The sequence below is a fragment of the Ethanoligenens harbinense YUAN-3 genome (assembly GCF_000178115.2).
Lineage (GTDB): Bacteria > Bacillota > Clostridia > Oscillospirales > Ethanoligenentaceae > Ethanoligenens > Ethanoligenens harbinense.
The window spans coordinates 769566-792513 of the sequence record NC_014828.1; the positions used below are offsets into that span (position 1 = coordinate 769566).

General features: G+C 55.5%; 16 protein-coding genes and 5 tRNA genes. 9 read left to right on the plus strand and 12 right to left on the minus strand.

Annotated elements, in window-relative coordinates; all coding sequences use genetic code 11:
• The first annotated feature begins 64 nt into the window (after positions 1-64).
• Both spoIVB and spo0A read left to right on the plus strand, forming a co-directional pair.
• Positions 65-1273, plus strand: coding sequence for a SpoIVB peptidase (gene spoIVB / locus ETHHA_RS03615; RefSeq protein WP_013484655.1), 1209 nt, complete (start codon positions 65-67; stop codon positions 1271-1273).
• Positions 1274-1545: 272 nt separating this feature from the next.
• A complete protein-coding gene (gene spo0A / locus ETHHA_RS03620; RefSeq protein WP_013484656.1) occupies positions 1546-2331 on the plus strand; it encodes a sporulation transcription factor Spo0A in 786 nt (261 codons plus the stop codon).
• Positions 2332-2476: 145 nt separating this feature from the next.
• Here spo0A and ETHHA_RS03625 read toward each other — a convergent pair.
• From ETHHA_RS03625 to ETHHA_RS03645, 5 genes are all read right to left on the minus strand, one after another.
• Positions 2477-2552 (minus strand) — tRNA-Lys (locus ETHHA_RS03625).
• A gap of 197 nt (positions 2553-2749) precedes the next feature.
• Positions 2750-2825 (minus strand) — tRNA-Gln (locus ETHHA_RS03630).
• Between the two features lie 45 nt (positions 2826-2870).
• Positions 2871-2947: transfer RNA gene (locus ETHHA_RS03635), tRNA-His, on the minus strand.
• A gap of 86 nt (positions 2948-3033) precedes the next feature.
• Positions 3034-3110 (minus strand) — tRNA-Arg (locus ETHHA_RS03640).
• 108 nt (positions 3111-3218) lie between these two features.
• Positions 3219-3292 (minus strand) — tRNA-Gly (locus tag ETHHA_RS03645).
• A gap of 158 nt (positions 3293-3450) precedes the next feature.
• Here ETHHA_RS03645 and ETHHA_RS03650 point away from each other — a divergent pair.
• From ETHHA_RS03650 to ETHHA_RS03675, 6 genes are all read left to right on the plus strand, one after another.
• On the plus strand, positions 3451-4080 hold the full coding sequence (locus tag ETHHA_RS03650; protein ID WP_041686634.1) for a GntR family transcriptional regulator: 630 nt from the start codon (positions 3451-3453) through the stop codon (positions 4078-4080).
• A gap of 365 nt (positions 4081-4445) precedes the next feature.
• Positions 4446-4703 (plus strand): HPr family phosphocarrier protein, encoded by a 258-nt coding sequence (locus ETHHA_RS03655; protein ID WP_013484658.1) that lies wholly within the window; start codon positions 4446-4448, stop codon positions 4701-4703.
• A gap of 47 nt (positions 4704-4750) precedes the next feature.
• Positions 4751-6418, plus strand: a complete 1668-nt coding sequence (gene ptsP, locus ETHHA_RS03660) for a phosphoenolpyruvate--protein phosphotransferase (protein ID WP_013484659.1) — start codon at positions 4751-4753, stop codon at positions 6416-6418.
• A gap of 5 nt (positions 6419-6423) precedes the next feature.
• Complete coding sequence (locus ETHHA_RS03665; RefSeq protein WP_013484660.1) at positions 6424-7242, plus strand: PRD domain-containing protein; 819 nt, start codon at positions 6424-6426, stop codon at positions 7240-7242.
• 87 nt (positions 7243-7329) lie between these two features.
• Positions 7330-7812, plus strand: a complete 483-nt coding sequence (locus tag ETHHA_RS03670) for a PTS sugar transporter subunit IIA (protein ID WP_013484661.1) — start codon at positions 7330-7332, stop codon at positions 7810-7812.
• A 285-nt stretch (positions 7813-8097) separates the two neighbouring features.
• Complete coding sequence (locus ETHHA_RS03675; protein WP_013484662.1) at positions 8098-9753, plus strand: PTS transporter subunit EIIC; 1656 nt, start codon at positions 8098-8100, stop codon at positions 9751-9753.
• A 75-nt stretch (positions 9754-9828) separates the two neighbouring features.
• On the opposite strand, the gene ETHHA_RS03680 is transcribed toward ETHHA_RS03675, so the two are convergent.
• The 7 genes from ETHHA_RS03680 to ETHHA_RS03710 all read right to left on the minus strand — a co-directional run bounded on the left by ETHHA_RS03680 (position 9829) and on the right by ETHHA_RS03710 (position 20051).
• Positions 9829-12108, minus strand: a complete 2280-nt coding sequence (locus tag ETHHA_RS03680; protein ID WP_013484663.1) for a glycosyltransferase family 39 protein — start codon at positions 12106-12108, stop codon at positions 9829-9831.
• Between the two features lie 230 nt (positions 12109-12338).
• Positions 12339-13307, minus strand: coding sequence for a phosphodiester glycosidase family protein (locus ETHHA_RS03685; RefSeq protein WP_013484664.1), 969 nt, complete (start codon positions 13305-13307; stop codon positions 12339-12341).
• Positions 13308-13519: 212 nt separating this feature from the next.
• The gene (locus tag ETHHA_RS03690) at positions 13520-14881 is read right to left on the minus strand and encodes a SpoVR family protein (RefSeq protein ID WP_013484665.1); all 1362 of its coding nucleotides are present in this window, start codon (positions 14879-14881) and stop codon (positions 13520-13522) included.
• 2 nt (positions 14882-14883) lie between these two features.
• On the minus strand, positions 14884-16056 hold the full coding sequence (yhbH, locus tag ETHHA_RS03695; RefSeq protein ID WP_013484666.1) for a sporulation protein YhbH: 1173 nt from the start codon (positions 16054-16056) through the stop codon (positions 14884-14886).
• Positions 16057-16061: 5 nt separating this feature from the next.
• Positions 16062-17984 carry a PrkA family serine protein kinase gene (locus ETHHA_RS03700; protein WP_013484667.1) on the minus strand — a complete coding sequence of 641 codons (1923 nt, stop codon included), beginning with the start codon at positions 17982-17984 and terminating at the stop codon, positions 16062-16064.
• A 212-nt stretch (positions 17985-18196) separates the two neighbouring features.
• On the minus strand, positions 18197-19111 hold the full coding sequence (mltG, locus tag ETHHA_RS03705; protein WP_013484668.1) for an endolytic transglycosylase MltG: 915 nt from the start codon (positions 19109-19111) through the stop codon (positions 18197-18199).
• Positions 19112-19163: 52 nt separating this feature from the next.
• Entirely contained in the window at positions 19164-20051 is an 888-nt protein-coding gene (locus tag ETHHA_RS03710) for a fructose bisphosphate aldolase (RefSeq protein ID WP_013484669.1), read from the minus strand.
• Positions 20052-20417: 366 nt separating this feature from the next.
• On the opposite strand from ETHHA_RS03710, the gene ETHHA_RS03715 reads away from it, so the two are divergent.
• A complete protein-coding gene (locus ETHHA_RS03715; RefSeq protein WP_013484670.1) occupies positions 20418-22874 on the plus strand; it encodes a metallophosphoesterase in 2457 nt (818 codons plus the stop codon).
• Positions 22875-22948 lie beyond the last annotated feature (74 nt).

The following is a 22948-nucleotide window of genomic DNA, read 5'->3' on the forward strand; positions in this document are numbered from 1 at the left end:
TTGCGGAAAGATTAAAGGACGACGGTTTTCATATGCCGATCGTTCAGAATAGGTGGGGATGTCCATGAAGAAATATCTGCGTTCTGCATGGGTACTGGCAGGCATGACCATGCTTTCGGCCGTGTTGTGTGGAGAATTGTTTGCCGGGGCGCTGCCGGATACGCTGCAGGTGCACCAGGGACAGACGCTGCAATTTGCAGGCTTGCCGCTTTCCTCCACGCAAGACGGGGCGGTGAGTGCCGGACGTACCCTTCGCGCGGGCGCGACTTATACCGCCGATGTCCGCTTGCTTGGCCTGTTCCAGGTGAAGAACGTGCGAGTGCAGGTGGTGCCGGCGCGCAGCGTGGTGCCCGATGGGGAACCGTTCGGCATCAAGCTTTATACCGAAGGTGTGATGGTTGTCGGCATCACCGATGTGGATACAGCCGCCGGCAAACAGTCGCCCGCCGCCGAGGCCGGTATCCGCAAAGGAGATATTCTGGTGGCCATCAACGGGCAGACGGTTAACTCCAACACGGAAGTGGGCGAGCGCTTTGCCGGTTCGGCAGGCGAGGTCTGTACACTCAGTATGCGGCGCGGCGGCATGGCGTTCCAGACACGCCTGCGTCCGCGGCAGAGCGTGACGGACGGTGTGTTCAAAGCAGGCCTTTGGGTACGGGACAGCACGGCGGGCATCGGTACCGTTACCTATTTTGATCCGCAAAACGGGGTATATGCTGGGCTGGGGCACCCTGTTTGCGATGCGGATACCGGCAAGGTGCTGCCGCTTCTGGAAGGGGAGGCTGTGAACAGCACTATCACCGGCGTGGACAAGGGCACCAAAGGAAAGACCGGTGAGTTGATCGGCACGCTGGCCGACGCCCACCTGGGCAGTCTGCTCATTAACGGCAGTACCGGCGTCTATGGTGTACTCACCCAGCCGCGGGCGGGCAAAAGTTATCCGGTGGCCACACGACAGCAGGTGCATGTGGGAAAGGCGACGATGCTTGTCACAACGGATGAGGCGGGCCCTCGCGCGTATGCCGTATGCATTGAGCAGGTGCGCTACGGAAGTGGAAGCGGCGAACACAATATGGTGGTGCGGGTGACAGACCCGGCGCTTATTTCCCGTACCGGCGGAATCGTGCAGGGCATGAGCGGCAGTCCGCTTCTTCAGGATGGCATGTTTATCGGGGCAGTCACGCATGTTTTTGTCAACGACCCCGAAAAAGGGTACGCGATTTTTGCAGAAAACATGTTGCAGACGGCTCAAACGCTTGCAGAGCGGCATTAAAAAGGTGTATGATGAGGTCGGCATAGAAATCGTGCCGGTTTTGGAAAATGCGACGGATTCGGCATAGTTTTGACACATACCGACTTGCAGGATGCGACAGATCCCGACGTATGAAACCGATGCAAACGTTTATTGCGTTGCAAGTTGCTTCCCCTAAAAAACGTGCAACCTCTAAAAATTTCCAAAAAATTGAAAAAATGAATCCAAGCACTTGAAAAATCTGAAATTTAATGGTATTTTATAACTATAAGATTTAGGGGGGAACCGTCACAATGGATAAAAAATTGAAAGTATTGGTTGCTGATAACAGTGCGGAGATGGGGCAGGTTTGTGCCGCCACATTACGTACCTATGGGATGGATGTCGTCACCATTGCCAAAGACGGCCAGGAGGTGCTCGACAGCTTGCAGGGAGAAGTACCTGAAGTTGTCCTGATGAACGCGTTTATGACCCGGATCGATGCGATCGGTGTCCTGAAGGCCGTGCGACGAATGAACCTTTCGCACCGGCCGGTGATGATCGTGATGTCCACCGACAACAACGGCGCTATCAGCGCACAGGTGATGGAAGCGGGAGCGGATTATTTCTTCCCCATGCCGTTTGATCATGATCTTCTGGCAGAGCGCATCAACCAACTGGCCGGGGGCGAGAAGGAACTGCACACAGCTTCTGCCAAGCCGTTGACTGCGTCGTATGACTCATCCCAGGATGTGGAGATGATTGTTACCAAGATTTTTCATCAGATCGGTGTGCCGGCGCACATCAAGGGCTACCATTATCTGCGGGAAGCCATCATGATGGCCATCCACAACATAGATATCATCAACTCTATCACCAAGCAACTGTATCCTTCCGTGGCCAAAAAATATGGCACCACTTCGTCACGCGTGGAACGGGCCATCCGCCATGCCATCGAGGTGGCGTGGGACCGGGGAGATGTCGATATCCTCAACTCTTATTTCGGCTATACCATCCACAACAGCCGTGGCAAGCCTACCAACAGCGAATTTATTGCCATGATTGCCGACAAACTGCGTCTGCAACTGCATATTTCGTGATGTGAACCTTTGGCGCGGGACAATCGAGGCGGTTTACGCTTCATAGCAGTCTGCCAGGTTGGTACAAGGTATTGCGTGCGGGCGGTGTGCGAAAAACGCTTCTTCATAAAGGAATAAAATTCCTTTATGAAGAAGCGTTTTGTTTTGGTGAGCCATCCGAGATTCGAACTCGGGACACCCTGATTAAAAGTCAGGTGCTCTGCCAACTGAGCTAATGGCTCAAATAAGCGGCTTGAATAGTATACCAAAAATCGACGGGCATGTCAAGAAAAATTGAAAAATTGTTCTGTGGCACATCGCTGTGTGCAAAACGCAAAAAAATGAAATGATCTTCCTGCTTCCGTGCACATGCCCCGGTTGGCCCCGGAAGGAGTTTTCGCCGAGATATCGGACGCGTATGAGAAAAAAGCGTACCCGCTGGTTGGGATGGCAGGACTCGGACCTGCGGAATGACGGAGTCAAAGTCCGTTGCCTTACCACTTGGCTACATCCCAATATACAACTGCACGCGGAAAATCCGCGCGCAGATTTTTTGCAAATGGGGTGGATAATCGGATTCGAACCGATGACCTCCAGGGCCACAACCTGGCACTCTAACCGACTGAGCTATACCCACCATATATTTTTTTAGGCCGGAACAAAAACCGGCAAGCTGCCTGCGCCCGGCACGCAGTGGACATGGATGCGGGCTATTCCGCATGCTGGTGCGCCTGAAGAGACTCGAACTCCCGACCCACTGCTTAGAAGGCAGTTGCTCTATCCACCTGAGCTACAGGCGCATGAAAAGGAGATGAACCACAGTTCTGAGCAAAGGAAAGCAACCGGTATGGCCTGCGGCTGCCTGCCTACGCGAACCGCTGTGAACGCAACTGCCGCGGCACAGCCATTGGAGCGGGTGATGGGAATCGAACCCACGCGACCAGCTTGGAAGGCTGGAATTCTACCATTGAACTACACCCGCTTATTAAGCGACGAATGGTATTATAGCATGGTTTTGACGAGTTGTCAAGGCTGTTTTCGGGATATTTTCCACAGGTATGCTGCCGCAGCTTGCATTTGGGGGTGGAGTACGGTATAATGAAAGCTATTGTAAAATGATTGGAACAGGTGATGAACGCAATGGCATCTTCCGCGCAGATCACGGTGCCGCGCTATTTGAAGATCGCGGTGGATCTGGCCGCCCGCATTGCTTCGGGCGAGATTCCCGAAGGTGAAAAGCTCAAGGGCCGCTCCATCCTTTCAACAGAATATCATGTTTCTCCCGAGACGATCCGCAGGGCCATGTCCATCCTGGCGGATAAGCAGGTGGTGGAGATTTATCTGGGCAGCGGTATCATCGTTGCGTCCAAAGCCAAAGCCATCCAGTTTGTCAACAGTTTTCAGGATGACGAGAGCATCTCGCATCTGCGCCGGGAACTCGCCCAGCTTTTTGCGAAACGTGAACAGATGGACGAAGAGATTATGACCTTGACCAGTCGGATCATTGACATGTACAAATACAAGCGCTCGGACCTGATCTCTCCGGTGGAGGTGGCTATTCCCGATACGTCCGGCGCCATCGGGAAGAGCATCGGGCAGTTGGAGATCTGGCACAATACCGGTGCCACCATTATCGGCGTGATTCAAAATACCCATATTCTGATCTCACCCGGTCCGTATTACGAATTTGTGAAAGGTGACAAAGCACTGATCGTGGGCGATGAAAACGTCATCGGTCGCTTCAATGCATTCATTCAGGGGCTTGTCTGAAAAAGCAGTCCGGTTTCTTTCATGCAAGATGGTTCGCATATGCCAAGCTGCGGCGGGCAGGCCGGTGATTACCGGTCTGTCCGCCGCTTTTTGAATGTCACCGGCCCGGCTTACCTGTTGTAAACTCTGTACATTTTCCATTTCGCACAAGATTATGGCTCGGCTTTTGGCAGATATACTATATAAAAAAACTCCAAAAGCCCGTTGACATTTATGCAAATTACTATATAATATAGACATTACAAAATAATATAGACATCACGAAACAACATGCGTGTCACTGATTCGATCAGGCATCAGCATTTTGGCTTAAACAAGGCTGAATGTTGGTGCCTATTTCTATTTTTAATTGAGGTGTATTAATAATGAAAGAACTGCAGTATGTAATCAAAGACAGCGCGGGCATCCATGCACGCCCGGCCGGCCTGCTGGTGAAAAAAGCCGCTGAGTTTTCGTCCAAAATCACTCTTAAAAAAGACGGCAAATCCGCTGACGCGCGCCGCCTGTTTGCCATCATGGGCCTGGGGGCCAAGCAGGGCGAAAACCTGACCATCGAGATCGACGGCGCCGATGAAGACGCAGCCGCAGAAGCGTTCCAGGCATTTTTGGCGGAAAATTTGTAATATATTTGCCGCATTTATACATCATGTGTGACTAGCAGGGGGAAACAATGGAAATATTAAAAGGCAAAGGGATTTCCGGCGGCATCGTGTTCGGCAAACTGTATTTTTACAAACGCACGGAACTGACGCTTACACGCCGCCACATTGACGATGTGGAAGCGGAGATCGCGCGTTACCACAATGCCAAACAGCGTGCGCTCGACAGCCTAAAGGCGCTCTATGAAAAAGCGCTCAACGAGGCCGGTGAGCACGAAGCGGCGATTTTCGAAGCCCACCAGATGATGCTGGAAGACCTTGACTATGAAGATACCGTGGTTGACATCATCACGAAAGAACGCGTGAATGCTGAATTCGCGGTGGGGCAGACGGCGGATCGCTTTGCGGAGATGTTTGCTGCTATGGAAAATGAGTATCTGCGCGGCCGGGCGACCGACGTGCGCGACGTTTCCGAACGACTGATTTCCATGTTGCTCTCCAAAGGCGACGACAGGCTGCTTCAGACCGATGAACCGGTCATCGTAGTGGCGGATGATCTGATGCCGAGCGAAACGGTGCAGCTCGATAAAGACCAACTGCTGGGCTTTGCGCTCTTGCAGGGCTCCACCAACTCCCACACCGCCATCCTCGCCCGCACCATGAGCATTCCGGCGGTCATCCATCTCGACGGCCAAGTGGATGAGAGCTGCACCGGCAAAGACGCGATCGTGGACGGGTTCTCCGGCACGGTTTACCTTGAGCCGGACGCCACTACCGTGGAGCAGATGACCAAGCTGCGTGAGCAGCACCTCCGGCATCTGGAAATGCTCGAGCAGCTCAAGGGCAAGGAAAATATCACCAAAGACGGGCAGACGGTGCGCGTTTACGCCAATATCGGCCATGTGCCCGATCTGGACTATGTGCTCGAAAACGATGCGGGCGGCATCGGCCTGTTCCGGAGCGAGTTTTTGTATCTGGACAGTGCCGACTATCCCACCGAGGAAGAGCAGTTTGAGGCCTATAAAACGGTGCTCGAAGCCATGAAAGGCAAGCTGGTCATCATCCGCACGCTGGACATCGGCGCCGACAAGCAGGTGGATTATTTCGAACTCCCCAAAGAGGAGAACCCGGCGATGGGCTTCCGTGCCATCCGCATTTGCCTGCAGCGTCCGGATGTGTTCAAAACCCAGTTGCGCGCACTGTTCCGCGCTTCGACCTATGGCAAGCTGGGCATCATGTTCCCCATGATCATCTCGGTGGAGGAAGTCCAGAAGATCAAAAAGATTGTCGAGGAAGTCAAAGCGGAGCTCAAGGCCGAAAACGTCACGTTTGCGGACGATGTGGAGCTTGGCATTATGATCGAGACCCCGGCCGCCGCCGTTATCAGCGACGACCTGGCCAAAGAAGTGGACTTCTTCAGCATCGGCACCAACGACCTCACCCAGTACACACTGGCGGTCGACCGGCAGAACCAGGAACTGGAGAATTTCTACGATCCGCATCATAAAGCCATCCTGCGCCTTATCAAGCGCGTGGTGGAAAACGGCCACAAGCATGGTACCTGGGTGGGCATCTGCGGCGAGCTCGGTGCAGACCCCACGCTGACGGAAACCTTCCTTTCCATGGGTGTGGATGAACTGTCGGTGTCGCCGTCCAAAGTGCTGGAAGTGCGCGCTAAAGTCCGCGAGGCGGATGTCGGCAAAGTGAAAGACGACATTCTGAAATCAATCGAGGGCTGAGTTTCATGGATTATCGCGTGGTCACCGCTATGAACAATAATGTTGTGCTGGCATGCGATGAAAAAACCAATGAGCAGATCGTTCTGATGTCCAAAGGGATCGGTTTTGGCCGGAGACCGGGCGACATCGTGTCCGATGACGGTGCGAACCGGCAGATATTCAAACTCTGGGCGGGCGAAAAAGACATCGGGCCGCTGCAGGCAGACCGCGTGGCAGTGGAAGAAGTGGTTCGCGATGTGGTGGAACTGGCCAAAGCGCAGTTGGATGTGGAAAACCCCAAACTGTATGACGCGTTGCTTGACCATATTCAGTTTGCTGTTGACCGTCTGCGTTTCGGTCTGCCAATTGAAAACCCGTTTATTCACGAGACCGCCGTCCTGTATACACGCGAGTACGAAGTGGCTACCACGGCGGCCCAAATGATTCAGTCGCGTCTGCATGTGAATGTAGGCGAGGCGGAAATCGGGTTCATTGCCTTGCATCTTCATTCGGCAGGCAAAACAGGGCAGATTGACCGATCAATGCGGTCGGTGCAGCTTTACAAAGAGGTCATGGAACTGCTGGAGCGCGAGCAGATAGGCAATACGAACAGTCGGCGCGTGTTCCTGCAGGCGTTGTTCGATATACTCGATACCGTGCGGCATGGAATCCATTTGCAGTTTCCCTTTCCTGCGGTGGTTATGCAGCGCCTGTATGCCGCGAAAGCGCAAACGGATGAAATCTGCCGTTGCATTGAAAAATCCTGTAAGCTGTCGCTCGACGAAGATGCTATTGATTTCCTGATTCTGGATCTGGAGCGCTTGCGCCAGACGAATACGCCATAATGCGGATCGCAAACTTTTCTGTATTTACAATTTTTACATGAATCCATCCGAATGTACCATCTTTCTTGAAAGAAAGGATTTTGCATCATGTTTCATTTTGGCCGCAAGAAAAGCGAACCCGCCCGGGTGGTTGCCACCCAGACCGGCAAGGCTGTTGCGCTGAGTGATGTGCCGGACGAAGCGTTTGCCCAAAAAATGCTGGGCGACGGCGTTGCCATCCTGCCGAGCGAGGGCACCGTGGTGTCTCCGGTGGAAGGTGAAATCGTAGAAGTGCTCGATTCCCTCCATGCCTATGGAATCCACACCAAAGACGGGCTGGATATCCTTGTGCACATCGGCATCAACACCGTGGAGCTCAAAGGCGAAGGATTCAAGGCATTCGTCAAAGTGGGCGACCAGGTCAAAGCGGGCGACAAGCTGGCGGAAGTTGACCTTGCCCTGCTGAAGGAAAAAGGCTTCCCGGCCTATACCCCTATCATCATTACCAACAGTGATGCGGTCAAGTCTATGGAAACAACGCTTGGCGACACCAAAGCCGGTGAAACGGTGGTTCTTACCTACCAGGTCTAACGGTGTGCCTTTCAGCGTGCCGGATGTTCTGCGGGCTGTGTAAGGCGGATCGGCTTTCATAAGTGAATAGATCCATGTGAGATGGAAAAGGCAGGGTTTGCCCGTAGTGCAGGGATGCGCGTTAAAAGCGGAGAAGCCGCGCTCCCTGTCGCCCTTTTTTAACCTTAAAATGGATTTTATTCAATAGATAATCAATTTTGTAATCTGTTGCCATCGAAGTGCGGTGGCACACGGAAAATCATTTCCGTGCCGTATACATCATTTGTTTTGAGGAGGAAAATACTCATGAACAAAAGCGGAGCTTTTGGGGTTCTGCAGCGTGTCGGGCGTTCCTTCATGCTGCCGATCGCACTTCTGCCGGTTGCAGGTCTGCTGCTCGGTATCGGTTCTTCGTTCAGCAACACGACGACCCTGACGGCCTATCATCTGTTGGGAGTTCTTGGCCCGGGCACGGTCGGCAACGTCATCTTCACCTTGATGGCCAACACCGGCAATATTATCTTCAGCAACCTGGCGCTGCTCTTTGCCATGGGCGTGGCGCTCGGCATGGCTGAAAAAGAAAAAGGCACCGCCGCGCTGGCTGGCGGCATCGCGTTCTTAGTCATGAACCAGACTATCAACACCATGCTCCAGATTTTCGGCAAAATCGACAGCACGGGTAAAGTGTTGGACAAGACCGTGCATGCGGGTGCCATCGCACCGGTGCTTGGCATCACAACACTGCAGATGGGCGTGTTCGGCGGCATCATCGTGGGCCTCGGTGTCGCGGCCCTGCACAACCGGTTCTATAAAATCAAGCTGCACGATGTGCTTTCGTTCTTCGGTGGTGTGCGTTTTGTGCCCATCATCTCCACGGTCGTATACATCGGCGTGGGTGTGGTCATGTTCTTCCTCTGGCCGATCATCCAGAACGGCATCTATGCACTGGGCGGTGCGGTGCTCGGTTCCGGTTACATCGGTACCTGGATCTACGGCATCATCGAGCGCGCGCTCATCCCGTTCGGCCTGCACCACATCTTCTACCTGCCGTTCTGGCAGACCGGTGTGGGCGGCTCCATGGTCATCAACGGCAAACTGATTCAGGGCGCGCAGAACATCTTCTTCGCGGAACTGGCCGATCCGAACTGGACACAGCACTTCAGCGTGAGCGCCACCCGCTTTATGTCCGGTAAATTCCCGCTGATGATGTTTGGTCTGCCTGGCGCTGCGCTGGCTATGTATGTCACCGCAAAAGACAGCAAGAAAAAAGCGGTGGGCGGTCTGTTGCTCTCCGCAGCTCTGACCTCGTTCCTCACAGGCATCACCGAGCCGATCGAGTTCACCTTCCTGTTCGTCGCACCGGTCCTCTACGGTATCCACTGCATTCTGGCAGGCGCTTCCTACATGATTATGCACATTCTGGGCGTCGGCATTGGCATGACGTTCTCCGGCGGTGTCATCGACTTTATCCTGTTTGGTGTGCTGCAAGGCGCGAACAAAACCAGTTGGCCGTGGGTACTTGTCGTTGGCGTGGCCTACTTTGTGATCTACTTCTTCCTCTTCCGCTTCCTCATCCTCAAATGGCAGCTGAAAACGCCGGGCCGTGAGGACGATGATGAAGAGACCAAGCTTTACACCCGTAAAGATGTGGAAGCGAAAAAAGCAGGTGGCACGGCTGCTTCCACTGCGGCCGGTAGCAAAGACGATGAAGTCTCCATCCTGATTGTGGATGGCTTGGGCGGGCCCGAAAACATCTCCAATCTGGACAGCTGCGCCACTCGCCTGCGTGTGACAGTCGAGGATGCTTCCAAGGTGGAGGACAGCGTCCTCAAACAGTCCGGTGCCGCTGGCATCATTAAGAGCGGCAATGGTATCCAGGTCATTTATGGCCCGAAGGTTACCGTTATCAAGAGCAATGTGGAAGACTACCTCGAAAAGATCGGCAAAACACTCAACAGCTGATTCATTACAATCGCGAAAAAAATCCCCGGCGGATATCCGCCGGGGATTTTTTTTCGGTTTGCAGCAAAGGAAAAATCATTTGTTCTTGTATGCAGAGAGATCATAGAGGGTGCCGGAGCTGTCGCCCATACGCGTAAACGAGCCGGCGTCGGAGGAAGAGGATGTGCTGTCGCTATATTCGCTTGTATCGACTTTGGTGCCGTTTGCTTCGACCCATGCGGTTAGCTCGCTGGAAGAACTGCCGCCTCTGCCGCCGACCATAAAGTATTTGATTTCGCCCGCCTTGACCATCTGTTGCAGTTTGGAAACGGAGAGGGTATTGTCGTTCCCGCTGAACCCGCCGATGGCCATGACCGGTTTTCCGGTGGCGAGGATGATGGATTCTGCTTCCGAGGCGGACGGCACGGCAATCAGCCATTTTTCACCGGTGTTGTTTTGCAGAAGGAAAGAGATCAGCTTGCTGCTGGAACTGCTTTCGGAGTTTCCGCTGCTCTTGCCGCTGCCGCCAAATCCAGCTCCACCAGTACTGCCTTGGCCCATTTGTGCGCCGCCTTGACCCATCTGTGTGCCGCCAAAGCCGCCGCGGCTGCTGTTGCCTTCGCTTGCCGTGGGTCCGGCGGATGGGATGGAGGAACTGAAGCTGTTGGTGACCACGGACGAAATGGTCCAGACCGCAGGTGTAAGGAGCAGCCCCGCAAGCGTGATACCGCTGACGGCCGCCATGCCGAGTTTGCCGATTTGCTCCTTTTTGAATGCTTTGGCGACGAACAGCACAGCGGTGGGAATGCCCACAAACACGAGCACCAGCGGGATGAGCACTTTGGCGTAGGTTGGATAGTATGTTAGCATGGCGATCTGCACGGCCAGTGTGACGGCGGACGCCACGGGCAGCAGGAAAGAAACAACGCCTTTGGTTTTATAGAGCTTCCACATTTCCACAGCGCCGATGCCCACCAGCGCGGCAAGCACCGGGCACATGACGGAAATATAGTATGGATGGAAGAAACTGGACACGCTGAAATAGCCGAACATGATGAGAAGTGAAACGCCCCACAGGAGCGTATGGCGCAGCAGCTTCCGGCGGGTGTCCGCATCCTCTCCCATGGATTTACGCATGCGGAGGATCAAAGCCAGGATAGCAAAGAACCCGAATGGGAGGAGCCAGCTGTCCTGCCCGCCGATGGTGGAGTTGAACATGCGGAGAATACTGGCGCTGCCGCCGCCGTTGAACATGCTGTTGCCTCCGCCGAAGGTTCCGCCAGGCGTGCTTTCGCCTCCAAAGTTTCCGCGGCTGAACCCGCTGTTTTCACCGCCGCCGAAATTGCCGCCCCATTCGCCGGCATTGCCGCCGGGTGCGCCATTCCCGTTGCCGGAGCCGCCGCCGGGTGCGCCGCTGAAGCCGCCGCCGTTGCCGGAGCCACCGCCGGATCCGCCGCTGAAGCTACCGCCGTTGGTGGACGGCGGGGTGGTGTTTCCAGCCGCTGTGGAGCCGCCGGCAGACGATTCCCCGGTGCCGCCTTGTGGTGCCTGCATCCGGTCGCCGCCGGCGCCTCCGTTGCCGCTGGTTTGCCCGGTGATGCGCTGGATGCCGTTATAGCCCAGCGCCAGTTCCAGTTCGGAGTTGGTGGTACTGTTGTCCACATACGGCCGCTCGCTTGCGGGCGTGAGGTCCACGATTGCCGACCAGGAGAGGGAGACTACCGCGAGCACCACCGCAGCCGCCACAAGATGCAGGATGCGTTTCTTCCATTTGATGTTGGTTGTGAGCAGATACGCCAAAAACATGGCGGGCAGGATGAGGAACGCCTCAAGCGTTTTGGCGTTGTAGGCGATGCCCAGCAACACCGCAGAGAGGAGCAGATAGCGCAGTTTGCCCTTGTCCGCAGCGGTCAGCAGTGCCCACGTGGCCAGCGCCATGAAGAAGATGAGGATGGAGTCGGTGTTGTTGGTTTTGCTCACGACGATGAAGATGGGGGAGAGTGCAAGTACGAGTGCCGAAATCAGCCCGGCGGCTTTGCCGAACCGGCGCCGCACCACATGATGGATGACGGCCACTGTGCCCACGGCCGCCAGACATTGCGGCAGGATAATGCTCCAGCCGTGGAAACCGAAGAGCTTGGCAGATGCCGTCTGTATCCATAAGGAAACCGGCGGTTTATCAACCGTTACCCATCCACCCGGATCGAGTGAGACGAAAAAGAAATTTTTCCAGCTCAGGGTCATGCTTTTGACTGCGGCCGCGTAAAATTCGTTGCTGTAGCCCTGGTTCCAGATGCCCCAGACGGAGAGAAATGCCGCCAGCGCCAAAATGGCCGCCAGCGCCAACTTGTCCCCGTGTTTTCGAATGATAGTCATATTGCTGCAACACCTCTTGTGACGGATTGGTTTGTTCGGTCGTAGCGGAGGAAAAGACGCCGGAGGAGCCGCGAAGGGTACAACCCGGCCACCTGTAAAGAGTATAGCCCGCTCATGTGAAGAGAACATGACGCGCCGGTGAATCTTTCCGCATGGACTTTTTCAGAATAGCCCGGCTTTGTGATGGGTTTGTGAAAGCCGGGTGAAACTTTGCACAAGAGGGGGGGTCCTCATTTTTCCACAACGAACATGGAAGGCAGGTAACGTTCCCCGTCGCCGCCGCTGGGCTTGTTCATCAACTGCCCGTTATAATACATCACGGTGGAGGCACCGCCGTCCAGGTTGGCGGCATTGTAGGCACCGTATTGCTGCATGATGTCCTGCACGTCCTTCAGCGTTGCTCCCACACTGTAGCCCGGCTGTCTGCCGTCGATGACCAGCAAGAGGATCTTGCCGTCTTTGGTCTGCCCGATGGCGGTGCGCGGCGCGATACCCCACCCGCCGTTGCCCGAGCTGATCATGGCTTGTCCGTTGACGATGAGGAATGGTTTGAACGTGACAGCCTCGGTGATGCCCTGAGCGAGAGCTTCTTTCGGCGTAAAGCTGCCCAGTGTGAGCACGCCGGTGTCGGTGAGGGCGACCATGCTGTAGCTGGTGCCCATGTCCCCATAAACAAGCTTTCCATTCGCGATGATACAGCCCAGCGGCACGCCGCCCGTGCTCTGGTCGTTTTCAAAGCCGCCCGCATTGACGCCGGCGGCCAGGTCAGCGTCGGACGCCATGACGGTTTTGAGCTTTTCACCCTTGGTGCCCAGTTGGTTGGAATAGGCCACATGCACTTTGGTCGGGTCGCTTATGATAAGCAGATGGCCTACATAACCATTCCCGCTGATATCGACCGACTGGATGGTATTGGTGCTCTCGCTCTGGGTGTCCGCCACCTGGATGGCCGCGATATCGGTGTTCTCGCTGGAGGTTTTCACCTGGTTGCTCTTCATGATGGCGTCGATGTCCTTGGCGCTGAAAAAGAGCTTTGCGAGATACTGGTGGTTGAGGGAAGTCATCGCCGAGGTGACGAACAGATCGCGGTAGGTGGTAAAAAACGGCGAATACAGCACCGTGAAGATGCCTGTTGCGGCGGCGACCAGCACCGCCGCAAAGACAATGCCGATCTGAAAAACGATTCGTTTGATGCGCATCGGTATCTGCCCTGCCTTTGGATCATAAAAGATCCTGTCGAATCCTGTGTGTTCATGCAGCAGTATACCAGATGCCCGGGGCGATTGTATAGATAATATGTAAATTTGACCGGTACCAGTAGGTGGAAGTTTCCGGAAAATGCGCCGCAATGCAAAAGCCGTCCTGCGCGGCGGCGGCCGCGCAGGACGGCGGGGAACAGCGGCGTTCCGTGTCAGTACCGGATGCACCGATCCTCACAGCGGATGAGGCGGTTGCTGTTGTGGTGCCTGGTGTGAAGCACCACGGGGTGCTTCCAGAGATCGTAGAGGTATTTCAATGTTTCTTCCGTGTATCCGGCGTCCAGTTCCCGCCCGTCGTAGACATGCTCCAGTGTGAGGGTCTTGTCCCGGCGGGACATTTCGATCACCCGGATATACGGGACCGTGCCCATGCCGGTGGTGTCCGCCAGCGTGTCGCGGATCTTTTTCCAGCCGGCCTCGTCGGCAATCTCCTCCACGAAGTAATCGGATGCCTGCTTGGCATATTTAAATAGATGGAGCTTTTCGCAGAGCTCTCTTGTGAGATATTTGCGGATGAACGACGCGTCGCGTTCCAGCGCGCGCACTTCGAAGATTTTTTCTTCCCCATAACGGGCCGCGATGTCACGCAGCATCTCAAACCCCAGGAAATACGGATTGAGGCCGCCGGGAATTGGCCGGACCACATCGTTGTGCCGTTTGATGAATTCCAGGTGCAGGGCGGGCGGCAGGTCCAGACGGCCGAGGGTGGTATAGTGCCAATAGCTGGCCCAGCCCTCGTTGAGGATCTTGGTCTCAATCTGGGGCAAAAAATAGGCGGCTTCTTCCCGCACGGCGCCCAGAATGGTCTGCTGCCAGTCCTCCAGATCCCCATGCGCCATGATGAACGCCAACAGGTCGTCTTCCGGCTCGAGCGGAATCTTTTCCAGTTCCGGAGGAAGGGCGGGCGTGTGCGGCTCCAGCAGGCTGCGGGATTCGCTCCGCCGGTTGTATTGGTCGATGCGTTCCTGGCGGCGTTCGGCATCGCTTTTGCGCTTTTCGCCCGCGGTGCGGCCGATTTGCAGCTTGACTGAATGCGCGGCGTTGAGCATTTCCTCCACTTTGGCATAGCCGATGCCGGGGTCGTTGATATAGCTGCGGATCATGGCGGCATGGCTGCGGAACGACTCCAGTGTGCGGCTGGCGTCGGTGCCTTCTTTGAACAGGCGGTTGTTCTTGAAAAAGTCGTTGTGCCCGTACACATGCGCCATGGTCAGAATCTGGAGCAGGAGCGTGTTGTCCCGGATGAGGTAGGCGATGCAGGGGTCGGAGTTGATGACCATTTCATACGGCAGACCGGAGAGGTTGTACCGGTAGAGCGTTTTGATCTTTTCGTAGGACTTGCCGAAGCTCCAGTGCGGGTAGCGCGAGGGCATGCCGGTATAGGCTTCGTAGCCGATCATCTCGTTGTAATCCACCAGCTCGAACTCCTGGGGGTAATAATCCAGCCCTGCGGTGCGGGAAAGCGCTTCGATCTTTTCATTCCAGTTTTCCAGGTCGTCCAGCGTATATGCCAACGTTATCCGCCTTCTTTCCGGTCTGACTTGAGCACGTTTTTGAACACGGGCCAGACGTCTTCTTTCTGCGTGATGCGGCCGACGGCAAAATTGCGCGACTGGATGCGGGAGGTGTAGAGCCTGCGGATGGCGCTCTCATACGAACCGGGTGTGATCTCGATATACCCGAACAGGTTGGCGATGTCGCATAGCGCCTGCACCGCGTTTACGGCGCGTTCGTTGTCGTCCGTCCAGTTGTCTCCGTCGCTCGCGTGGAAGACGTAGATGTTCCAGAAATCCGGGTTGTACCGCTGTTCAATGAGGTTCAGTGCCAGTTTGCAGCCGCTGGAAAGGTAGGTGCCGCCCGATTCCACCTTGTGGAAAAATTCCGTTTCGCTCACTTCCTTGGCCACGGTGGAGTGCGCGATGAACACCACGTCCACATGCAGGTACCGCAGCTTGACGAACCGTACCATCAGAAAATAGAATGAGCGGGCCAGATATTTTTTCGTTTGGTCCATCGAGCCGGACGCATCCATGATGCAGAAGACAACGGCGTTGGATTCCCGCTTTTTGGTGACGTGTATGCGGTAGTATTTGATGTCGTCTTCCTTGAATGGAAAGCGTGTGATTTTTTTCTGGATACCCTGGGCTGCGAGCGCACGCTTCATGCCCTGTTTGCGTTTGAGCTTTTCAATGACCGAGCGCTTTTTTGCGAGTCTTGGCGGAATGCCTTTGCGCTGGTAGCCGGATTTTTTGCGCGCGTGCTCGGTCCAGACCTCCGAGAGACGCTTGCGGTCGAGGAAGGGGAGATGCAGATCCTCGAACAGGTAATCGATAATCTCCTCGATGGTCAGCTCCGTTTCGTAGATGTCCTCGCCGTCCTCGTTGCCGGCCTTGCCGCCGTTTTTGCCCGGGCCGGCCTGGTCGCCGCCGAGCTTGTCGCCGCGTTTTTCGCTGCCGGTGCCGCTGCCCACGCCGTTGCCGTTGTTGCGGCCGTAGATGAACGTATATTCCTTCAGGCCTCGGATAGGAATCTTGACCTTGCGGTTCTTGCTCTGCCCGATGATGGCTTCCTCCGAGAGAATGTCGGGCAGGTTTTTCTTGATGGAGTCTTCGACCAGCTGGCGGTGCCTGCGCCGGTCTTCGGCCGCGCGGTCGTGATGGAACGGGTCGGACTCTCGGAATATAGCCATATCCCTCAGTCCTTCCACAAATTGTTCGCGGCGTATTTTAGGATAACATCGCAGCACTGGTCGCAGTAGCCGTTGGCTTTCAGTTGTTCCACCATGGCGTTGTATTTCTTATCCTGCTCGTTGTCGCGTATTTTTGCTTTTGTGATGATGCGTGAAAGTTCCCGGACAGACTGGGTCAGCTTCTTTTCGATGGCGTCTTTCAGCGGCTCGTAGCAGGTGTAGGTGATGGTTTCCCCCTTGCGCATCAGGTAAAACATATACGAGGTGACGTCTTGCCGAAATCCTTTGGCCGAGCTTTCCGAAATGCCGATATGCTCCTCGATGGAACGCAAGAATTTTTCGTCCGGGTCAAGGATCTCGCCCGTGGACGCATCCTTGATCTTGGTTTTGTTGACATAGGCTTCGGCGTGGTCAAGGTAGTTGTTGAACAGGCTTTCCGCTTGGTCCCGGAAGCTGTGGATGAACGCCTTGGTGATCTCTTTTTCTAACATCTTGTGATATTCCTTGCGCACGGTGTCCTGCATCAGGGTGAGGTAGCGCTTTTTATCGTCTTCGCTGATCTCCAGGTCTTTCACCGATTTGATGATGCTTTCCATCACGCCGAGCGGGTTGATGCAGCCGTTTTCGGAAGTGGAGAGCGCATTGTCGATCGCCTTGATGATGAACCGTGTGGATACGCCGGAAAGGCCTTCACGCTGGCCGGCCTCCTCGCGCAGTTCGCTGATGTCGATGCGCATGGTGGTGCCTTTTTCCACGATCTCCTCGCCGTTGTAGATCTTCAGCTTGGTCAGGGGGTCCACCTTGGCCGAGGGAGTCAGGCGGGTGAGGATGGCGAACATGGACGCGACTTCGATGGTGTGCGGCGCGATGTGGGCGCGGAAGCGGCTTTTTTTCAAAATCTTCTCATAGATTTTGGATTCTTCGTTCAGTTCCAGGCAATAGGGTACCTCCACCCGGACGATACGGTCGAGGATGGCTTCGTTGGTGTGGTCGGATTTGAAGCGGTTCCACTCGGATTCGTTGGAGTGCGCGAGGATGATGCCGTCAAAGTAGATCATCGAACCTTTGCCCGGCGATGGGATGGATTTTTCCTGCGTGGCCGTGATGAGGGTGTGCAGGTATTCCACGTCGTTCTTGAACACCTCGATGAATTCGACGATGCCGCGGTTGCCCACGTTGAACGCGCCGTTGAGCGAGAGGGCGCGCGGGTCATCCTCGGCATAGAGGTCGAGTTTTGAAATGTCCACACTGCCGGTCAGCACCGAAGTGTCTTGGTTGTTCGGGTCTACCGGCGGCACCACGCCGACGCCCTTGCGCGCCCGGATGGAGAAGTCCGTCGTCACCACCGGGAAGCGCTCGTATTCGCCGTGGTATTCTTCCTTGAGCCGGTAGCGGCAGACCGGGCAGAGGTCCCCTTCGATCTTTACGCCCAGCAGTTCTTCAAATTGTTCACGCCGATGCTTGGGAATAAGGTGCAGCGGGTCCTCCCGCATGGGGCAGCCTTTTAGCGCGTAGATCGGCTCGCTGGATTCCAGCGCCCGCTTGAGCGCCTCCACCAGCGAAGATTTGCCGGAGCCGACCGGCCCGACCAGATAGAGTACCTGCCGGGATTCTTCACCCTGCATGGAAGCGGAGTAAAAATAGTCCACGATTTTCATGATGGTTTTGTCGATGCCGAAAAAATCGTTTTTGAAAAAGGCATAGCGTTTTACACTCTCGTTGCCGTAGAGCTTTTTGACACGGTTGTTTTCTTCTGGCTTGATGGTTTCGACGCCCTTGCCCACGATGATGTCATACATCCGTTTGTGCGCCAGCTTTGCCACGTCCGGATTTTTCTCGACTATATGCAAATAATCCAGTAAAGTCCCCTCAAAGTGCCGCTTTTCCCGGTTGGCGCGGTCTTCCTCGAGCAATTGGTTGAAATCCATAGGACCCTCCCCTGTTTCATGAAACCTCTAGAGATGTTGTGAACGTTACAGTATATGAAAATTTCAGAAATGTTACAACTTGTTTCCGGGAATTGCATGAAAACGGGAGCCGGACTGCAAAAAATTCTCCGGCTGCCCGGTTGAAAACAAGCACACGCAAAAAGAGCGGGATGCCGATAAACGGCATCCCGCTCTTGAGCAGAGAAGAACGGTCAGGAACCTGCGCCGGGGATGGGCGTGGCCGAAAAGGTGTAGTTTCCTCCCGCGTCCGAGGCAAAATAGAGATAATTGGTGTTTGCGGGGTTGGTCGCGGCGTCCAGCGCCTGTAGGCCGGGGTTGCATATGGGGCCGGCAGGCAGGCCGTGTACGCGGTTGTCGGTGTTGTAATAATATTTGTATGTATCGACCAGATCGGAGCCCATTGCCGTATCCACGCCGTGGATATACGTTGTGAGATATTTCACGGTGGCGTCCGAACCGAGATAAGGGAACTGCTTGGTGTCGTTCAGACGGTTATGGAAAACGGAGGAAACGTTTTTCATGCCGGTGGGGTCCGGGATCTCCTTTTCAATGATGGAGGCAAGAATGACGGTTTGAAAACTGTATTTGCCTACGATTCGGCTGTCGGCGTTGGCGAGCATTTTGCCGATGGCATCCTGTGCCTTCATGTTCTGGTAGAATTGATAGGTGTCGGGGAACAGGTAGCCTTCCAGCCGGAAGCACATTTTGGAGGAATCGTACGGGATGGCGCCCAGACTGGCCTCGGTGAAAGGGTATTTGTTGACGGCGGAAAGGAAATCCGTCTCGCTGCAAACGCCGTTTGCCTGCAGCCGTTCTGCAATCTGCGGTACCGAGAACCCTTCGGGGATGGTAACCGTTACGGTGACCCGAGGAGCAGACGAGGCCGGCTGTGCCGCGGATGCCGAGCTGTCGGTGCCGGACGGCGCGGGTTGGGAAGACGCGCCTGTGTCCGAGCCGCCGGATGCGGAAGAAGTGCCGGAAGAGACGGAAGAACTTGGTGATGCCGTTTTGGAACCGGACGCGGTGTGTGTCGGTTTGCCGCACGAAACGGCGGACAGGCAGAACAGGATGGCCAAGCAGCCGGCAAGCAGGCGCTTATACAACATGACGGTTTCCTCTCGTTGACTCAAAAATATGTCAGAATACGTAGATGGCGATTCAGGTAATGGACGCGTTATAGATGGCCTGAATGGAGTCGGCGAGCGCACGGTTGAATTCCGCGTCGGTCTGCCAGGCGGTCAGTCCCTGGGACAGTGCACGGGAGAAGCTGGCAATCAGCCCGTGGTTGCGCGCCAGCCGTTCATTGGCTTCTTTCTGGGAATATCCGCCTGAAAGCGCGACCACCCGCACAACATGCTCATTTTCCATCAGGTCTTTGTAAAAATCGTCCCGGGTGGGGATGGAAAGCTTGAGCATGACCTTGACCTGTGGATCAAGCACGGCGAGGTGGTCGAGGATTTCCTGTTTTAACAGGGCTTCGGAGGCTTCCTTGTCGGCACTCTGGATGTTCACTTCCGGTTCCAGGATGGGTATCAGACCGGCGGCGAAAATCTGTTTGCCGACCTCGAATTGCTGCGCCACGATGGCTTTGATGCCCTGCGGGTTGGCTTCCAGTATGACAGAACGCATCTTGGTGCCGAAAACGTGCTTTTGAGTGGCTTGCTCCAGCAGGTTGTCCAACCCCGTAATGGGCTTCATGAGCTGCACGCCGTTTTCCGGCCCGGCAAGGCCCTGATCGACTTTCAGAAACGGGACAACGCCCTTTTGATTCCACAGGTAATCCGCAGTGGGTTCGTCGTCGATAGTGCGGTAAAGGGTATTTTCAAACAGGATGGCACCCAAAATAGAGTCGGAATTGAACGCGGGGCTCTTGATGATGCGCGTCCGCATGAGATGCACCAGATAGAACATCTCCTCATCACTGTGGTATTTGTTCGTATCAATGCCGTATTGCAGGAGAGCTTTCGGTGTGCTGCCGCCGCTTTGGTCCAGGGCGGCAATGAACCCTTTCCCGGTATGGATGCGGTCGAACTGCTTTTGATCCATGACGATTCTCCTTCCATATTTGGGTGATACGGTTGTCCCCCTTGCTATTATAACACGTTCCTATTGAAATTTCGTTGCGTCGGCCCCAATCTTCTTCAAAAAATATATGCGGCAGCCTGGTTGTCGGCATTTTCCGGCTGCTCATGCAAACGTACCGCCCGTCGGGCACCCGCACAATTTACACGCATTTTACATGGTGTTTACTAGCTCTTGATGGTGCGTTGTCCGTAGGGCTTTTATAATAAATAGAATGAGATACTTTTTTGATCGGGCAGATATTTCGAAATGTATACAAACAGTATATTTATTAACAAACACACAATCTGCCTGATGTGGGATTTGACAAAACAGTATGGAGGAATTGGAATGAAAAAAGCCCGAAAACTGCTTTCCGCCGGGTTAGCGGTCGCCATTGCGGCATCCGTGTTTGGCGGCGTATCCTTTCAGGTGCACGCTGCCGGCGCGACGGCCGGCACCCCGTATTCCAGCACGGGGACCTATGATGTGGCGGTGCCGCACGTCATCATCAACCAGGTCTATGGCGGCTACAACTCCAGCAAAGACAAAATCACCAACAACCCGGACGGCACCTTCAGCATTACCTATAAAGACAAAGGGCAGGCGTGCTCGAACAGTTTCATTGAGCTTTACAACCCCACTTCCGCGGATGTGAACCTGAACGGCTGGTCGGTGCAGTATGCCACCAGCCCGTATTATCCCACCAACCAGCCGACGGCCGTGCAGAACGGCCAGTGGGCGGTGCTGCCGCTGACAGGCACGATCAAGGCGCACAGTTCCTATCTTATCCGCGGCGCCGCCACGGGTTCGACGGCGGTTGCCCCTGGTTTTGGGCTTGACCTCACCGGCATGGCGGCCGACCAGGACTGGAACATGCCGATCAATACAAAAGGGCTTGCGGTGGCGCTGATGAGCAATACCACACAGCTTACCGCAAACTCCGACCCGTTTGACAACACCGCACATGCACCGGCAGCGGCCGGATATGTCGATATGATCGGCGTCAACGGCAATGACGGCACCACCACCAGCCCAACCAACGAGATCATTTCCGCCTATGAAGGGGACGTGACCAACTCGCAGTCCAAGCAGAAAGCCATTCGCCGCATGGATTTTGCTGATACCGACAACAACGCGACGGTGGACGACGCTTCCGGTAACCAGGCATATGACACACAAATCATCGGCTATAATACGTCCGACCAGAACTTCCTTAACTGGGCCAGGCCCCGCTGCGGCGCGGACGGCGCGTGGTCCGCATCCGAGGAGCCAAACCCGGTGGAAACGACCACCCTCAGTTCCACAGCCATCAACTGCCTGACCAACAGCTTCGGTTCCGATCCGCGCACGACCCACACCTTCACCTGGGAAATGCCGGCTTCCGTCACCAGCGGTCTGGTGCGTATTTCCAAAAGCGGTGATATGAGCAACGCTAAAACATACGCGGCTGCCGCCACATCCAGCGACAGCGGCACGGCCAATACCTTCCGTGTGACGGCAACGGGTCTGACCGCCGGCACGACCTACTATTATACGGCCGAAAACGGCGGTGTGACAAGCAACGTGTACTCTTTCACCACCGAGGACCAGACGGTCAATTCGTTCAGCTTCCTCCACATTTCCGACACGCAGGCGGATGTGCAGACGGATACCACGGGCGCAAAGCTCAGCTATTCCACATGGGGCAACGCCATCAGCACTGTGCTCAAACAATACAAGCCCGACTTCCTGTTTGAAACAGGCGACATCGTCGACCAGGCCAACAGCGAAGACCAGTGGCGCTGGTTCTTTGGCGCCGCGCAGGATGCACTTGGCGACTGCCCGTATCTGCCGGTTATCGGCAACCACGACCAGAGCACCGCTTATCCGGCCACCGCGTTTCGGGAACATTTCACCGTGCCGAACGCCTGCACCGATGCGAATGTGACCCCCGGTACCACCTATTCGTTCGATTACGGCGCCGCGCACTTTGTGGTGCTGGACAGTGAAGACAAAGGCGACGGGTTTGCCGCGCAGCACGCATGGGCCGATGCGGACATGGCCAAGACCAAACAGCCGTTCATCATCGTCGCCCTCCACCGCGGCATGTACGGCGGCAGCGGCATCAGCGATACGTTCACCGCGTTTGGCGATCTGCTCGATAAATACTCCGTTTCCCTGGTGCTGCAGGGCCACGACCATGCTTATATCCGCACCAAATCGATGAAGTCCAATAATGGCAATCCCATCCCGGCTACAGACGGCACGGGCACTATCTCGCTCGAAACCGGCGGCAGCGGCAGCAAGCAGGACAATGCGCCCACACTGCAGGATTATATGGACACGGTGGCCACGCCAAACGCTCCCTGCTACAGCCTCATCACCGTGACCAACTCGCAGATTCAGGTGCACACCGTGACGGTGCAGAACGCTACCAACCCGACGGCGGACAGCCCGGCCACCGTGGAGCCGCTGCAGACCAGCGCGAAGGACATCAACCCCACCGACGCGCAGATCGACTTCACCATCAACGCGCCCGCAGCCAGACAGAACCTTGGCGCGGACAACACCACTTCGAGCGGTAACGGGGACGATTCCGGTTCCTCGACCAGCAGCGGGAATGCCAACACCTCTGCGACGTCCGGAAGCAGCGGTTCTTCCACCGTCAGCGGTTCTTCCGCCGTCAGCGCTTCAAGCGCCTCCAATCCCTATACTGGTACCAGCGGCGATCCCACTGCCGCCGCAGTCTTTGCACTGTCCGGCCTGGGCGCGCTGGTCGTCCTGATGGTGGCCAAAAAACGCTCGGGAGCCGTCGGCAAAAAATAAACGGTACCCGCTTGTTCCATAGCGGTAACAGGAAGCCCGTCCATTTTACAATGGACGGGCTTCCGTGCGTTCTG

Coding starts and splice junctions, on each gene's coding strand:
- spoIVB (WP_013484655.1), top strand. CDS start 65: ATGAAGAAATATCTGCGTTCTGCATGGGTACTGGCAGGCATGACCATG.
- spo0A (WP_013484656.1), top strand. CDS start 1,546: ATGGATAAAAAATTGAAAGTATTGGTTGCTGATAACAGTGCGGAGATG.
- ETHHA_RS03650 (WP_041686634.1), top strand. CDS start 3,451: ATGGCATCTTCCGCGCAGATCACGGTGCCGCGCTATTTGAAGATCGCG.
- ETHHA_RS03655 (WP_013484658.1), top strand. CDS start 4,446: ATGAAAGAACTGCAGTATGTAATCAAAGACAGCGCGGGCATCCATGCA.
- ptsP (WP_013484659.1), top strand. CDS start 4,751: ATGGAAATATTAAAAGGCAAAGGGATTTCCGGCGGCATCGTGTTCGGC.
- ETHHA_RS03665 (WP_013484660.1), top strand. CDS start 6,424: ATGGATTATCGCGTGGTCACCGCTATGAACAATAATGTTGTGCTGGCA.
- ETHHA_RS03670 (WP_013484661.1), top strand. CDS start 7,330: ATGTTTCATTTTGGCCGCAAGAAAAGCGAACCCGCCCGGGTGGTTGCC.
- ETHHA_RS03675 (WP_013484662.1), top strand. CDS start 8,098: ATGAACAAAAGCGGAGCTTTTGGGGTTCTGCAGCGTGTCGGGCGTTCC.
- ETHHA_RS03680 (WP_013484663.1), bottom strand. CDS start 12,108: ATGACTATCATTCGAAAACACGGGGACAAGTTGGCGCTGGCGGCCATT.
- ETHHA_RS03685 (WP_013484664.1), bottom strand. CDS start 13,307: ATGCGCATCAAACGAATCGTTTTTCAGATCGGCATTGTCTTTGCGGCG.
- yhbH (WP_013484666.1), bottom strand. CDS start 16,056: ATGGCTATATTCCGAGAGTCCGACCCGTTCCATCACGACCGCGCGGCC.
- ETHHA_RS03700 (WP_013484667.1), bottom strand. CDS start 17,984: ATGGATTTCAACCAATTGCTCGAGGAAGACCGCGCCAACCGGGAAAAG.
- mltG (WP_013484668.1), bottom strand. CDS start 19,111: ATGTTGTATAAGCGCCTGCTTGCCGGCTGCTTGGCCATCCTGTTCTGC.
- ETHHA_RS03710 (WP_013484669.1), bottom strand. CDS start 20,051: ATGGATCAAAAGCAGTTCGACCGCATCCATACCGGGAAAGGGTTCATT.
- ETHHA_RS03715 (WP_013484670.1), top strand. CDS start 20,418: ATGAAAAAAGCCCGAAAACTGCTTTCCGCCGGGTTAGCGGTCGCCATT.